Source organism: Candidatus Angelobacter sp., assembly GCA_035607015.1.
GTDB lineage: Bacteria > Verrucomicrobiota > Verrucomicrobiia > Limisphaerales > AV2 > AV2.
Map to the genome: position 1 here is coordinate 15,108 of DATNDF010000078.1, position 12,578 is coordinate 27,685.

12 protein-coding genes are annotated in these 12,578 nt (G+C 54.5%); 5 read left to right on the forward strand and 7 right to left on the reverse strand.

The features are described from left to right. Positions 1–113 precede the first annotated feature (113 nt). Positions 114–1,190, forward strand: a complete 1,077-nt coding sequence (locus tag VN887_03195; protein HXT39007.1) for a YifB family Mg chelatase-like AAA ATPase — start codon at positions 114–116, stop codon at positions 1,188–1,190. Here the strand turns inward: VN887_03195 and VN887_03200 are convergent. Continuing rightward, complete coding sequence (locus VN887_03200; GenBank protein ID HXT39008.1) at positions 1,141–2,655, reverse strand: recombinase family protein; 1,515 nt, start codon at positions 2,653–2,655, stop codon at positions 1,141–1,143. The genes VN887_03195 and VN887_03200 overlap by 50 nt on opposite strands. Before the next feature lie 81 nt (positions 2,656–2,736). Here VN887_03200 and VN887_03205 point away from each other — a divergent pair, with 81 nt between their 5' ends. Beyond that, positions 2,737–2,973, forward strand: a complete 237-nt coding sequence (locus VN887_03205) for a hypothetical protein (protein ID HXT39009.1) — start codon at positions 2,737–2,739, stop codon at positions 2,971–2,973. A gap of 3 nt (positions 2,974–2,976) precedes the next feature. On the opposite strand, the gene VN887_03210 is transcribed toward VN887_03205, so the two are convergent. Genes VN887_03210 through VN887_03220 form a run of 3 tightly spaced genes read right to left on the reverse strand, consistent with a single transcriptional unit; the run spans position 2,977 to position 7,192 of the window. After that, positions 2,977–6,045 (reverse strand): type IV secretion system DNA-binding domain-containing protein, encoded by a 3,069-nt coding sequence (locus tag VN887_03210; GenBank protein ID HXT39010.1) that lies wholly within the window; start codon positions 6,043–6,045, stop codon positions 2,977–2,979. Continuing rightward, on the reverse strand, positions 6,045–6,746 hold the full coding sequence (locus VN887_03215; protein ID HXT39011.1) for a hypothetical protein: 702 nt from the start codon (positions 6,744–6,746) through the stop codon (positions 6,045–6,047). The genes VN887_03210 and VN887_03215 overlap by 1 nt, the downstream gene beginning before the upstream one ends. Positions 6,747–6,748: 2 nt before the next feature. Next, positions 6,749–7,192, reverse strand: a complete 444-nt coding sequence (locus VN887_03220) for a hypothetical protein (GenBank protein ID HXT39012.1) — start codon at positions 7,190–7,192, stop codon at positions 6,749–6,751. A gap of 355 nt (positions 7,193–7,547) precedes the next feature. Between VN887_03220 and VN887_03225 the strand changes: the two genes are divergently transcribed. The 3 genes from VN887_03225 to VN887_03235 all read left to right on the forward strand — a co-directional run bounded on the left by VN887_03225 (position 7,548) and on the right by VN887_03235 (position 9,601). Further along, positions 7,548–7,811: a hypothetical protein gene (locus VN887_03225; GenBank protein ID HXT39013.1), complete on the forward strand. Its 264-nt coding sequence runs from the start codon at positions 7,548–7,550 to the stop codon at positions 7,809–7,811. 363 nt (positions 7,812–8,174) lie between these two features. Continuing rightward, the gene (locus VN887_03230; protein ID HXT39014.1) at positions 8,175–8,720 is read left to right on the forward strand and encodes a hypothetical protein; all 546 of its coding nucleotides are present in this window, start codon (positions 8,175–8,177) and stop codon (positions 8,718–8,720) included. Further along, a complete protein-coding gene (locus tag VN887_03235) occupies positions 8,717–9,601 on the forward strand; it encodes a ThiF family adenylyltransferase (protein HXT39015.1) in 885 nt (294 codons plus the stop codon). Before VN887_03230 ends, VN887_03235 begins: the two co-directional genes overlap by 4 nt. Positions 9,602–9,607: 6 nt before the next feature. Here VN887_03235 and VN887_03240 read toward each other — a convergent pair whose 3' ends face one another. The 3 genes from VN887_03240 to VN887_03250 form a co-directional block, all read right to left on the reverse strand. Next, positions 9,608–11,143 carry a hypothetical protein gene (locus tag VN887_03240; GenBank protein ID HXT39016.1) on the reverse strand — a complete coding sequence of 512 codons (1,536 nt, stop codon included), beginning with the start codon at positions 11,141–11,143 and terminating at the stop codon, positions 9,608–9,610. Positions 11,144–11,353: 210 nt separating this feature from the next. Beyond that, complete coding sequence (locus VN887_03245) at positions 11,354–11,557, reverse strand: hypothetical protein (GenBank protein ID HXT39017.1); 204 nt, start codon at positions 11,555–11,557, stop codon at positions 11,354–11,356. Positions 11,558–11,921: 364 nt separating this feature from the next. Beyond that, positions 11,922–12,257: a helix-turn-helix transcriptional regulator gene (locus VN887_03250; protein ID HXT39018.1), complete on the reverse strand. Its 336-nt coding sequence runs from the start codon at positions 12,255–12,257 to the stop codon at positions 11,922–11,924. Positions 12,258–12,578: the final 321 nt, after the last annotated feature.

The window sequence follows — 12,578 nt, forward strand, 5'->3', positions numbered from 1 at the left end:
TCCGCGGCCGTCACTGTTGCGCAAGGACGAACGCAGCGCAAGCGCGCGCGGATACCCGGCATGAAGTCAGAAACGGATTGCAGTCTGTTCCGGGCCGTTCATACACTCGGCCCATGTTAGCCAAGGTCTGTTCCGCGGCCGTCAATGGCATAGAGGCCTATCCCGTCGAGGTCGAGGTCAATGCGGGCTGGGGCGACACGCTGGTTGTCATTGTCGGCCTGCCCGACGCGGCCGTGAAGGAATCGCGCGACCGCGTCAGCACAGCCATCACCAACTCCGCCTTCAAATTCCCGATGGGCCGCACGACCATCAACCTTGCCCCGGCCGACGTGAAGAAGGAAGGACCGAGCTTCGATCTGCCCATCGCCGTCGGGATGCTGGCCGCGAGCGAGCAGTTTGTCTCCGATCAACTGGAGAACTTCGTGATGGTCGGGGAACTCGCGTTGACCGGCGCGGTGCGAAACGTGAAAGGTGTTTTGCCGGTCGCTCTCCGCGCAAAGGCGGACGGCAAAATTGGCGTGCTGGTTCCGAAAGACAACGCCCCGGAGGCTGCGGTTGTGAAGGGTCTTCAGGTCATTCCGCTCCAGAACCTGCGCGAGGCGATCGGCTTCCTGGAGGGTGAAGTCCGCATCGCGCCGACCCGCGTGGACATCGCCCGCATTTTCGAGCAGGAGCATGAGGACGACCTCGATTTCGCCGATGTGAAGGGTCAGGAGTCGGTCAAACGCGCGTTGGAAATCTCCGCCGCCGGCGGACACAACGTGCTGCTCATCGGTCCGCCCGGCACGGGCAAGTCCATGCTTGCGAAACGGCTGCCGACCATCCTGCCGCCGCTGACGCTCGACGAGGCTCTGGAAACAACCAAAATTCACAGCATCGTTGGCCTGCTCGAGCCCGGTCAGGCGCTCATCACGCAACGTCCCTTTCGCGCGCCGCACCACACCGCGAGCGACGCCGGCCTGTTGGGAGGCAACATCAATCCCACGCCCGGCGAAATCTCGCTGGCCCATCATGGCGTGCTGTTTCTCGATGAACTGCCGGAGTTCAAGCGGAGCGTGCTCGAGACCATGCGGCAGCCGCTCGAAGAAGGCCGCGTCACGATCTCGCGCGCGGCGGGCACGATGACCTTTCCGTCGCAATTCATGCTGGTGGCGGCGATGAATCCGACAGGTTTCGTTGCCTTTTTGTGAGTTCTTCAGAAGAAGGCATGTAGCAGAGGGTTATATCAATCTCGTCTCCCGAAACGACGATCTTTTCAGTGATGCCTTCAACAATCCGGCGCTTTTCGTCATCGGTGAACTTCGGCCAAAGTTTGTGCAAATTGGTGGCTTCAGCGATTACTTCGTCGGCGGACGTTTGCTGCATCTCCAGCGCGTCGATCTCGCCTTGGAGCTTCGGCAGTTCGACAGCGAGCGACCGTTCCTGAGCCTCCAAAGGTCGGTAGAGTTTGCCGAAACCTTCAGGGGAAACCTGGTCGGTTTGGTAGAGCTGATAGACTTTGCGCATCTCCGTCCTCACTTTTTCGATTTGGTGGGTATGGGCGGCGAGGCGTTGCTTCTTATCAGCTAGGTGTCCATTGGCGAGGGAGAGATGTTCCAAGACTTTCTCTTTGGAGACGAAGAAACTCTCGAGTTCACCCCGGAAAACCGCTTCAATGTCTTCGATCGGGATTTTGTTGCGGCATTTTGGGCAGACGTATTTGGGCGAGCGTGAGAAAACATACATTTTCTGGCCGCAGCCGCAAAACAGAAGCCCGGCGAAAAGGTGGGTCGGCTTGGGACCAGGGGGCCGCTTGCCTTTACGTTCGTCTAGCAGGTCGTTACATTGCCTCCAGAGGTCTTCGGATACAATCGGCTCCACTGGCGTAAAGACCCATTCAGATTCAGGCTTGGCGAGAAGTTTGCCTTTGTCGTCGCGATACGTGTGGTTTGCCCGATAAAATCCTTTGGCCGTCGTGTCTTGTAAGAGACGCACGACGGTGGTGTCCGTGAACGAGGCGCCCTTTCGAGTCCGGTATCCTGCCTTGTTGAGCAGCCGGGCGACGCCTTTTTTGCGCTTCTGCTCCACGAACAGTTCATACATGAGCTTGCGGATCGGTGCCTCGGTCGGATTGATGACCAGCCTATTGTCCTCCCACATGTAACCGAACGGCGCTGGCCCGCCTAAACTCTTGCCAAGTTTCGCGCGTATTTTGATCGACGCATTTACCCGGTCGGCGATCTCCTCACGTTCCCAGTGTGCCATTGCGGCAATGATGCTGTAGAACAAACGGCCAGCAGGAGTGCTCGTATCGATCTTTTCCTGCAACGAAATCATGTCCGCGCCGGATGCACGGAAGAGCTCGGCGAAGTCTTCCAATTCATGCTTATTGCGGGCGAGGCGCGCGAGCTTGGAGAAGATTAGTGCGCTGATGTGACCGCGCTTGATGTCGGCAAGCATCCGTTTGGTCTCCGGCTGGTCCATCACCGTTTTTCCAGAAACGCCGGAGAGGTCATAAACCTCTCTCACCTCCCACCCATTGAACTTGGCGTATTCGCGGGCGCGCTGCTCGTGGTGGCGCGGGCTTTCACCCTGCGCTTGGTCCTCTGTAGAAACGCGAATCCAGATTCCGACGACTTTAGTCTCGCCCTGAGCGTGAGCGGGTGGCTTGTTCATGGCTCATTGAGCGTAATCAGAATGATTACCCTTTGCAATAAATAAGTGGCCGAGGATTTCGGTTTTTTCTAGGCTGCATACATGGCAAAAAAGAAGTTGGTGACTGAACGCGACCTGGCAGCCCTCGCTCAGAAGCTCCGATTGGCCACCGGAAAAAGCCGCGCCCAGGCGGCCCGAGAGTTGGGTGTCGCCCGGCAAGCGGTGATCTATGCTGAAGACCACCCAAAAAAATCCTTCACCAAACTGCGTCGCCGGATGATCGAATCCTTTTCCAAGTCGAAAGTGAACGGTCCGTATTTTCAAATTGATGAGAGATAAAGGCTACCTTTTCCGCCGCATTGCTTTCGCAATCACTTGAATAGCGGTAGTCTCTTTCGCCTTGCGCTCTTCGAGCGACAATTCGGGGCCGTGCCGCCGAACTTTGTAGCCGCGCGTCCTGTGTTCTTCGTTCGTGGGTCCTGGTAAGGGTCCGGCGGATTCAACGAGTCTGCGCAATTCGGAAATGAAGTCGTCGGGTGAGTAATAACCTACCTTCGCGGCCGACTCAGGACTTAATCCGGCCCGAACTGCAGCGGCGATCTGCTCCAGGCGCTCCTGCTTAATCGCGACAACTGCGACCCGTTCAAAACCGGCGTCCAGATTCTTCTTCACGTTGCCGAACTCTTGATTGGTTGTGGTCGTCAACGCAATCTCGACGGCAATCCTGAGTTCGCCCCGCCGCAGAAGCAAGTCAGCCGCCTGATTGGAATCTCCGCTTACTTGCTTTTCCACTTCGGCAAGAAAGCCAAGCGCCCGCGCCTCTGCCTGCAACCGCTCCTGAATCGACTTATGCAACTCACCACCCCGGCCCAGATCCCGTGGCGTCGTGGGTTCTTGCGCCAGAGTAGATTCCTGCGTCGGTTTCGGAATGTCGGAAGCCTTCGGCGGTTCAGCAGATTTCGGAGAGATAGAAGGCGGAACCGGCGCGGCTGGCAGGGGTGGTTTGGGGGAAGACGGAGGGGTCCCCGGTGGATCGCCGGAGTCATCGGGCTTGTGCGAAGGTGCTTCTGGTTTCGGTCGTAACAACGTTTCGACCACCGCCCGTGGCGTCCCATACTTTCCCCTCGAAGCCGTGATGACTTCCTGTCGGCGACTCGCAGACTCAATCAGGTCAGCATTCTCGGGGAAGGGAACTTTCAGGTTGAAATCATGGTCGCTGCGTTCAATCCGGCAGATCGCCTGTCCGGTATCGAGATTTTGTATGTCGCGCGTCTCGAAAAACGAAAACCCTTCTGCCAGTTTCCTGGCGTCGTCGTCGGCCACGCGGAACACAACACGGGTGCAACAGTTGAACACCGCGCCAGCCACCTCCCGGTCCCGCTCCAATTGGCGAAGCTCCTGATGCGCAAGGATCAATCCGAGCCGGTATTTGCGGGCACCGGCCAGTATCTCCGCCATGCTGGGAGTAATGAAATTCTGGAACTCGTCTGCATATAGCCAATAGTCCCTCCGCACCGCCTGTGCTTGCCGGCTCATGGCGGTTTGCTGGAACCGGGAGACCAGCAGCGAACCGAGCAGGTAGGAGTTTTCCTTTCCGATCAGTCCTTGGGACAGCTTGGCCAGAACAATCCTGCCAGTGTCCATGATCTCGCTGAAATCCAATTTGTTTTCCCGTTGAGACACCATGTAGCGGATGGGTTTGGGGCCAAGGAAAGTCTCCAGACGGGTTAAGACCGGGCCGATCGATTTATTGCCGGAAAGTTGCGCAAATCCCTTGCGCCAGTAATAGACGACCTCCGGGTCGGTGACGGTTGTCAGGAATTCGTTGCGAAACTCCGGTTCCAGAAGGAACCGGCGCAAGTCGGCGAGTGTGCCGCCACGACTGCTTTCCAGAAAAGCACGGATGGCATTACTGAGGACACTGGCCATCTGGTCGCCCCAGGAGGTCGAGAGCCGCTGGAAGACCGAGACGAGGTCGGAGGCCAGCAGGTTTTTTTCGAGTTCTGAATGAGCCGAGAGAATGTTGAACCCGACCGAGTATTCCTCGTCGGATGGGTCAATCAGGACCACGTCCTCGACACGGTCGGGCGGAATTATCCCAAGGAGCTTGTCCACCAGATCACCATGCGGATCAAGGAGCGCCACACCGTCGCCGTTCTCAATGTCCTGCCGGATCATGTTGAACAGCAGGGTGGATTTGCCCTGGCCACTGGCACCTATGATGTGCGTGTGGCGCACGCGCTGGTCGGGAGAAAGACGAACCGATGTTATCTTTCCCTTATGAACGTTTTCGCCCAGCAGCAGTCCAGCACCCGACACGGGTGCAGCCTTGGTCCTCGTGATTTCACGGGTGAGATGGGGAACCTCGGCCGACGGCATGTGAACGAAGCCGAGCAGTTCCTCGATGTTGAGCAACATCCCGGAGCGTCGACACTGGCGGCGCACCACGTCCTCGACGTGGTTTTCAAACGGATACTCGTCATTCCGCAGTGGGATCAGTTCATTGCCGCCGGTGCTGGCGAAGGTCCGAAGGCTGGAAGCCATGTCGCGGGCAATTTCCCAGGCCCTGTTAAAATCACTGGCACGGGTCGCGATCCTGACGACCGCAGCATGGAGAGGGTGACTGACCTTCTCTGCCAACTGTTTGGCGAGCTCCGGGTTGTTGACGAAGAGCGGCTTGTTGTCCGCGTCCAAGACTGCCCGCAGGATGCTGTCCCGCCACGGCTCATGGACGGTTTGAAAGATGACCTGGAACAAACCGAGTTCACTTTTCTGCAACTCGGCCAGTGACGCCGCGATACCAATCAGGGCATCAAAGCGCCCGGTGTTCAGTGTCAGCATGAACTCTCTGGCCAATCCAAATTCGACGATGGCAGTCTCCCCTTCGTCACAGGCAGCCCACGCCGATTCCAAGATGCTTGTCTCCGGTCGCACCGCCACTTCCGGGAAGTTCCCCTCCATCTGTTTCCGAACCCGTGTAGCATCGGTTTCAGCAACGGCAAGCTGGGTGACGATGCCCTTGGGCAGGCCCAGCAACTCGAAGCTCAATGGCTCGCGGCACAGGGAGATCGAGTGCAGGAACGGCTCAAAGGACTCCGGATCGTAACCGGCCGGAAGCGCGAGTTGAAGTTCAACCAGGGAGTTTCGTTCTAGCGACTCCGGTTCGGGTTCCGGCTCAGGTTCCGGAAGCGGCGTCGTCGGGACTGGAGCCAGCTTTTGACTCAGCCGTTGGACAAAGGAACTGAGGAATGTGGGCCTGCGGCCGTCTTCCTCTGGTGGCTCCGGCTGGACATACTGAAAGGGAACGAAGGCTGGTTCGGGTGCGACAGGGAAGTCAAACACCTGCCAGCCTCGCCCGCGCTGTTCCCAGCGCCGGAATTGCTCCGTCAGCAGTTCATGGACAGAGGCCATTATTTCTCCGGCTCAGGTGTTGGCTTCACGGGTTTGTAGAGTTCGCCCAAAATGGGTGCCTGCTCATACTGTTTGATGAGTTTGAGGCCCTTGGCAGCCACCGCGTCCTCGGCCAGTCGTTTGACGACACCGGAGACGACCTCCAGATACATCAGACGCGTGTCGTGGCGATAATAGGTCTCCTTGCGAAAAAAGCGCTCGTACACGGGGCCGAAGACCGGCGCCTTGATGAGGGCGGCATCCAGGTCTCGCAAACCCATCGCCACGGCATTACGCAGGGTGTAAATGAGCAAGGTGAGTGCGGCCATGAGAAGGAGCGTGCCTAGAATGAAACCCGCCTCCCGCCAGGTGAAAATAACGATGGCGGTAAAGGAGATCAGTAGAACCGCCAACTGCCACAGCTTAATGACAGCGGGAATCTCGGCGAAGCGGCAGGAGAAGAAGAAACTCCTGCCAAACGGCGCGGCGCACACGTCGAACACGAGGCGTTCGCGCACCATGCGGAGATAATATCTCTTGTCTGACAGGATCCCGCCCTCGGCGAATTCGACGCGGGCCATCTCCATGCCGGGCACCTCACGCGCTTTCAACTCCTGCTCAACCGAATCGTAGAACTCCGAAGATGACAGTTGGAAGCCCTCGACAAACGCAATCCAATGTTGCAGCACCTCGGCCTTCTTCGATTGGAGGAAGCCGAACATGGTCAGGCGGGAGTTTTTCGTTTACCCGGAATGAAGATGAGCGCAGCGCCCGCGATGAGCGCCAGCCAGGCACCAATCCCGAGTTGGTTGAGCAGGTCGCCGCCCAAACGGCTGGTTGCGTAAATGAGGATGGCGAACGGGCACAGCCCGGCCAGCCGGCGAACGAAACCCGTGTTCAACCCCGCAATGCCCAGCACCAGCGTGACGATTGCGAGCAAAGGCATCAGCCACACCAGCCGGTAGGACTCGAAGTTCTTCTGGATATCGAGGCCGCTTACCCCTACTTCAAGGATTTTGATCCATGGCAGGAAAAACGAGAGGCACAGGATTGCCGCGCTCGCGCTGATGAGGGCGTGTAGTAGTTTGGTCGACGAATCGGTAACGGCCGGCTGACTGGGTGAGGGTGAGGTCCGAGGCTGTCCTTCGGAAGGAGGTGGTGACGGCATGGTAATTCTCCGTGGATGATTGTTTACGGCAATACGACACCACAACAAAGCACTCGCTCCGAGTGGGAACAAATTAGGAACATCCTTAGCACCTTCGGGCCTAAATGGCTGACTGAAGGGACGGGTGAATGATAGAGGAAGACAACAAACAGTCAAAGCCAAATACCACCGACGTGAACGCGCACAAACACGTTAGTGCACGTGTCTGGCCTTTCTGGCTATTCCGGGAGCAAACTTAAAAAAGAAAAACGCTTGCGATGTAAGCTAAAATAGCTTACGTTAGCATCTGTAGCCAGACGTGGGGCTAAAAAGCGCCCCGCCCGCGGGTGCGGAGAATCGTCTTGCCACTTAATAAATGAACACACTCATAAACGCACAGCGACCGGAAGCGCGAGGTCAAGGACCTAAATACTTCCTAGACATCGAGGGCACCGTACACGAATGGGACAAGGATACCATCACGACCGAAGAAATAATTCGGCTCGGTGGCTGGGACCCATCGCAAGGTGCCATCGAAATCGACAAGGACAACAACGAGCACACATTGAAGCCCGGCGAGATTGTTGAGCTTAAACCTGGGCACGGGTTCAGCAAAAAAGTTCGCTGGAAGAGGGGCTAGCCATGCAGGCACGCATTGAGCAGGAATTGGATTTGCTTCGGCGGCATTTTCCTAAACTGGAATACGTGAAGGAGGGGCATTGGATAAAGATTCCTTCCTACTCAATGCCGCCTGACTGGAATCGGCCTACTGCGGACTTAGCTTTCCAAATTCCCATAGGATACCCGGGTACACCTCCTTACGGATTCTACATGGAGATTAGCGTCTTGTTTAAGGGACAGCGCCCAAACAATTACACTGAACCGGCAGGAACACAGCCGCCATTCGGAGGAAAGTGGGGAATCTTTTCGTGGGCACCACAAGACGGTGAATGGCGAGCTACCGCCGATCTGAGTTCTGGTTGTAATCTGCTGAATTGGGTTCTTGGATTTGCTGACAGACTTAGGGAGGGCGTCTAAAATGGAAAGTACTGGCTTGGAATTCCCGCGCGACATATATCGCAAGCTTTGGGAGCATCTGCTGCCAGCGCAGCAATGCAATGAGGAAGCAGCTTTCGCCTTTGTTCATCCGACTGAGGAGAGTTCAATGTTTCGTCTGGTCGAATGGTATCCTATTATGCCGGATGGCTTCGCGTACCAGTCCTCTTATCACTTGGAACTTGCTGATAAAGAAAGGGCCAAGATCATTAAAAAAGCGCATGACTTGGACGCATCGATCGTTGAACTCCACTCCCACCTATCGATTGAGAAACCAGCTTTCTCTCTGAGCGATCTTCACGGATTCGAGGAAACGGTACCGCATTTCCTGTGGCGGTTGAAGGGCAAACCATACTTCGCAGTGGTCGTTTCACGATACGGGTTTGATGGCCTGGTATGGTTTCCAAATTCGGAGACGCGCGTCCAGCTTCAGTGTATACGTGTGGGAGAGGAAGTGTTCCGAGCGACAGGCAAAACCCTGAAATCATTATGAACAAACGACAAGAGAATCGCTTTGATCGTCAATTGCGCTTCTTCGGGAGAGCCGGTCAAAAACGCATACAGTCGGCAAAGGTCGCGGTAGTTGGAGTTGGAGGGCTCGGCACCCATGTTGTCCAACAACTTTCATTGTTGGGAGTCAAAAAATTAAGTTTGGTGGATGCACAGGAACTAGACGAGACAAACTTGAACCGGTACGTCGGGGCGCGACACGACGATCCGATTCCCGGCACTTTGAAAGTGAACATCGGGGAGCGCCTTGCGCATACAATTGATCCTACCATTCAGATTGAAAAAATCTCCGATTCAGTCGTGTGCGACGAAGCCTTTTCCGCAATTAAGAGTACCGATTATGTATTCGGGTGCGTGGACAACGAAGGGACGAGGTTGGTTTTGACAGAGCTTTGCGCCGCCTATGCCAAACCATACTTCGATCTGGCGTCCGATATAATTCCGGGAGATCGGCCTGCGTATGGCGGTCGTGTTGCCGTTGCCTGGGATGGAAATGGTTGCTTAGCGTGTCTTGGAATTTTGGACATAAAGGATGCGCAACTACAACTCGCTCGACCCGAGGCTCAACGGGATCAGAATGCAATTTACGGAGTAGAACGCAGACTCCTTGGCCAGGTTGGTCCATCTGTTGTTTCAATCAATGGTGCTGTGGTGTCCATCGCGGTAACGGAATTCGTGGCAGGTATCACAGGTTTGCGCCGTCCATTCCGACTGCTGAATTATTATGGCCAATCGGGGAAAATGACGGTGAGTCAAGATGAGCCTCAGACAGATTGCTACTACTGCAAGTCTCTTTGGGGCAAGTCAGACCACGCAGAAGTTGAAAGATATATTGGGGCGGGCATCGGCCAGTGGCTTCGATGAGTTCTGTCACCATTCCAATAGCTGCTTCGATTGCGACGCACCCCGCAGTAGCGGAATGTGGCCGAAAAGAGACCAGCCTTGCATGGAAGTCAGGGGCTCATGCCATGACAGGCCGGGGAACCAAAAGAATAACATCATTGCTCCGGTCAAAAACTCCTTTCCGGTGCCTTTAGCGGGTGTCAGAATATCACCCAGCTTTCGTTTGTTCCCCGTATAGAGGTTCGGAACCGTTATTTCAGTTACCCAAAAGCGCTCAGGAAGAATCTTCTCCAACGTCTGGATCTCCGTTGGCGTCAACCTATTACCCTTGTCGTCCTCCACGGTTTTCATAATCCCCAAATACTCTTGCCTTTTGCAAAGCAGAGTACGGCAGACCAATCGTTGGCTGGCGTCGTGAGTCGGTTTGCATTCGTGTGTTTCGTGTTTCAGCAGGTGCAACCAACGGTTTTGCGGTGTCGGATCCGTAAGTCGGACCAGTTTTTCCGCCAATCCAGCGGCCGCCTGTTCCGCACCGTAACCGGAAATCGTAACGTCGGGCGGGACTAGGCCGATGGCGAGGGCGGCATGCAAATTCGGGTTGTGTTTAGGGACAAGAATATTCCGAATGGATTCTGCGGGCAGTGTGACGTACATGCCAAAATTATCATCGTTCACTATGAAGTGATCAGCCCAGGCTGAAGTCGAAATGTAGGGTGTAATAGGAAATGCGCCGTAACCAAGTCTTGCTTCCGGAGTCCACCTGTCCGAGTTCAGCGTGTGCCCAAGCACCGCCAGCACGTGCGCCGTGGCAGGGTTATGCACCCCAAGGATTGTTGGGCAACCGGATTCAATAAGTGGATAGATGAAAGCTTCGTAGTCAATGTCCGGATTGAGGTCGAATTCAGCTACATGCTCCTTCCAACCCAATTTGTTGACGATACATACAATCTGTTCAGTGGAAAGTCCGACCGAGTGCGCCTCAGGAGAATATTTTCCGATTCGCTTGCCCTCAGCCTCTGAATGATCAATACCCAGTTGGTCGTTGATAAACTTATTTGTAAGCTTTGGTCCTGTGAAGGCGGGTGAGCTATTGATTCCCATCCGTAGCGCAGCATGTGCGCAGACGTGCGTGAGATCATTTTGCTGGCAGAAAAAAGAACCGTTTACGCGGAACGTTAAATTCTCTTTGGCTTTTCCTATTACCGTTTCAAATTCTCTACACGAATGAAGATAGTAATTTGTGACAGCATTGGCTTGCACGCCGGCTGATTCAGTTGGTGTCCAAAGGCTGGGAAAGCGAATCACGGATTCCAGGATATACGGCCGTTTAGAATTGTCGGGCAAAGTCAGGGTTATCAGAACCGCGTATCCAAGACACTCCATTCCCGCTAAATTCCGCCATGCCATTGAGGGCGGCCGGTCCCGAAAAAAAGTGAGCCGTAGTGCCGTCAGCGTAACTACCCCCCCGTTCGTACGAGTCACAGTTGCTTGCTTTTCCTCTTCGATTTCCTGATTTGAAGCTAATTCTTCTCTGACAAAACACTGCACCCCCATTTTTCTCATCAGTGAGCAGATCCGATGAAGTGGAGGGTGACCAGAACCGTTACACTCCTTACGGATCAAATCGAAAAACAGTGAGAACCCTGGCCGACAATCAACGACAGTGGGCTCGACCGACGCGAATGCACCTTTCATTCGAAATATATTCAGTACCAAAAAAATCAGCCCGCCAAGCAATTTAGCGGGCTGAATGAAACGTAGCTCCTCGCCAGCTCAAGATCTCAGAGGCTGGCCCAAGACGATGCGCGATTTCGCTGACTTCTCCTGCCAATTCCAGAGAGTTTCCAGCAACGAGACTTCGCGCGCCGTTGGCTTCAATTCCTCCAGCGTCGGCGCCGAGATAAAACCTCGGGCAGACTCCTGAGGCTGTGGACTCGCAGGTTTCACTTCCTGCAAGGTTGCCTGTTTTCTATTCATAACCTTTCTTTTTCATTTACATTGTTCGTCTTGACGGAAATCAGGAGCCGCAAGTTCCAAACAATCTGTTAGGAAGTTTGTTTCAGAAATTGGCAAAAAGCGCGAATTGGTGAAAAATGGAACACTTCAGACGCGATTTCTACGCCTTTCTCCAGATCTCTGTCAATCGGCAACTTACCCGGCAAACAACCGAGTCTTGGAGCATTTTACCAACCAAGAATTCATAAGTAAATAGGGGTTATCCCCACTACCGGCGGCGGGGCGTCTTTACAAGAAAAGTCTCGTGTTTGGAGGGTATTCCAACACCAAGGTATACACGCATTACGCGAGGGGTAATTCAAGCAACTAATCGCAACTTTCAGAATTACTCCATTTTCATTAAGTCCTCTGGTGAAATCTTCCCTCGGAGGGCTTTTTCAGCCACGGTTCGAAGGGCGAAACCCCACGAAGGATTGGTATCCATCAATTTCTTCAAGCTGCTGATGGAGTCTCGCGTATCGTAGCGCTTCAATTCCTCGATTGGAGTTTTGAAGATCTTCGCAAATCTTGCAAGTACCTCATCAGAGGGGTACCTGCGACCGAGTTCAATATCAGATAGAAAAGGGGCAGAAACATCTGAACGGCGGGCAAATTCTCGAATGGAGAGACCTGTTCTCTCACGTGATTGCTTAATAATTTCGCCTAGTGTCGCGGTTTTCATGTTTGTAAGCTAACAAAGCTTACAGTTGTTGTCGAGCCCTTTTTACCGTGCTGTTCCGGCTAAAAAATTGAGACCGTGCATGTCGATTCACAATGGGGCGATCTGGAACGGAGTCTGATCAGAGCGATCTTGCAACAAGCGAACCTGACCGAGGACGAATTCCGAAAACTTCTCTAGCGAGCTCTGCTGGGCCATTTGAATATGTCGTACGGAGCGAAAAGTGAAAAAGTTCGCTCTCTTTTCCTAGAACCCCACGAAATCACATCGCGGTTTTTCGTATCTCATTGGACAATAGCCGGATTCTTGTGTTGACGGGGTACT

Excerpts from the sequence above, each read along its gene's own strand:
- VN887_03215 (HXT39011.1), bottom strand. The coding sequence starts at position 6,746 with ATGTTCGGCTTCCTCCAATCGAAGAAGGCCGAGGTGCTGCAACATTGG.
- VN887_03195 (HXT39007.1), top strand. The coding sequence starts at position 114 with ATGTTAGCCAAGGTCTGTTCCGCGGCCGTCAATGGCATAGAGGCCTAT.
- VN887_03245 (HXT39017.1), bottom strand. The coding sequence starts at position 11,557 with ATGAATAGAAAACAGGCAACCTTGCAGGAAGTGAAACCTGCGAGTCCA.
- VN887_03235 (HXT39015.1), top strand. The coding sequence starts at position 8,717 with ATGAACAAACGACAAGAGAATCGCTTTGATCGTCAATTGCGCTTCTTC.
- VN887_03205 (HXT39009.1), top strand. The coding sequence starts at position 2,737 with ATGGCAAAAAAGAAGTTGGTGACTGAACGCGACCTGGCAGCCCTCGCT.
- VN887_03200 (HXT39008.1), bottom strand. The coding sequence starts at position 2,655 with ATGAACAAGCCACCCGCTCACGCTCAGGGCGAGACTAAAGTCGTCGGA.
- VN887_03225 (HXT39013.1), top strand. The coding sequence starts at position 7,548 with ATGAACACACTCATAAACGCACAGCGACCGGAAGCGCGAGGTCAAGGA.
- VN887_03210 (HXT39010.1), bottom strand. The coding sequence starts at position 6,045 with ATGGCCTCTGTCCATGAACTGCTGACGGAGCAATTCCGGCGCTGGGAA.
- VN887_03250 (HXT39018.1), bottom strand. The coding sequence starts at position 12,257 with ATGAAAACCGCGACACTAGGCGAAATTATTAAGCAATCACGTGAGAGA.
- VN887_03220 (HXT39012.1), bottom strand. The coding sequence starts at position 7,192 with ATGCCGTCACCACCTCCTTCCGAAGGACAGCCTCGGACCTCACCCTCA.
- VN887_03240 (HXT39016.1), bottom strand. The coding sequence starts at position 11,143 with ATGAGAAAAATGGGGGTGCAGTGTTTTGTCAGAGAAGAATTAGCTTCA.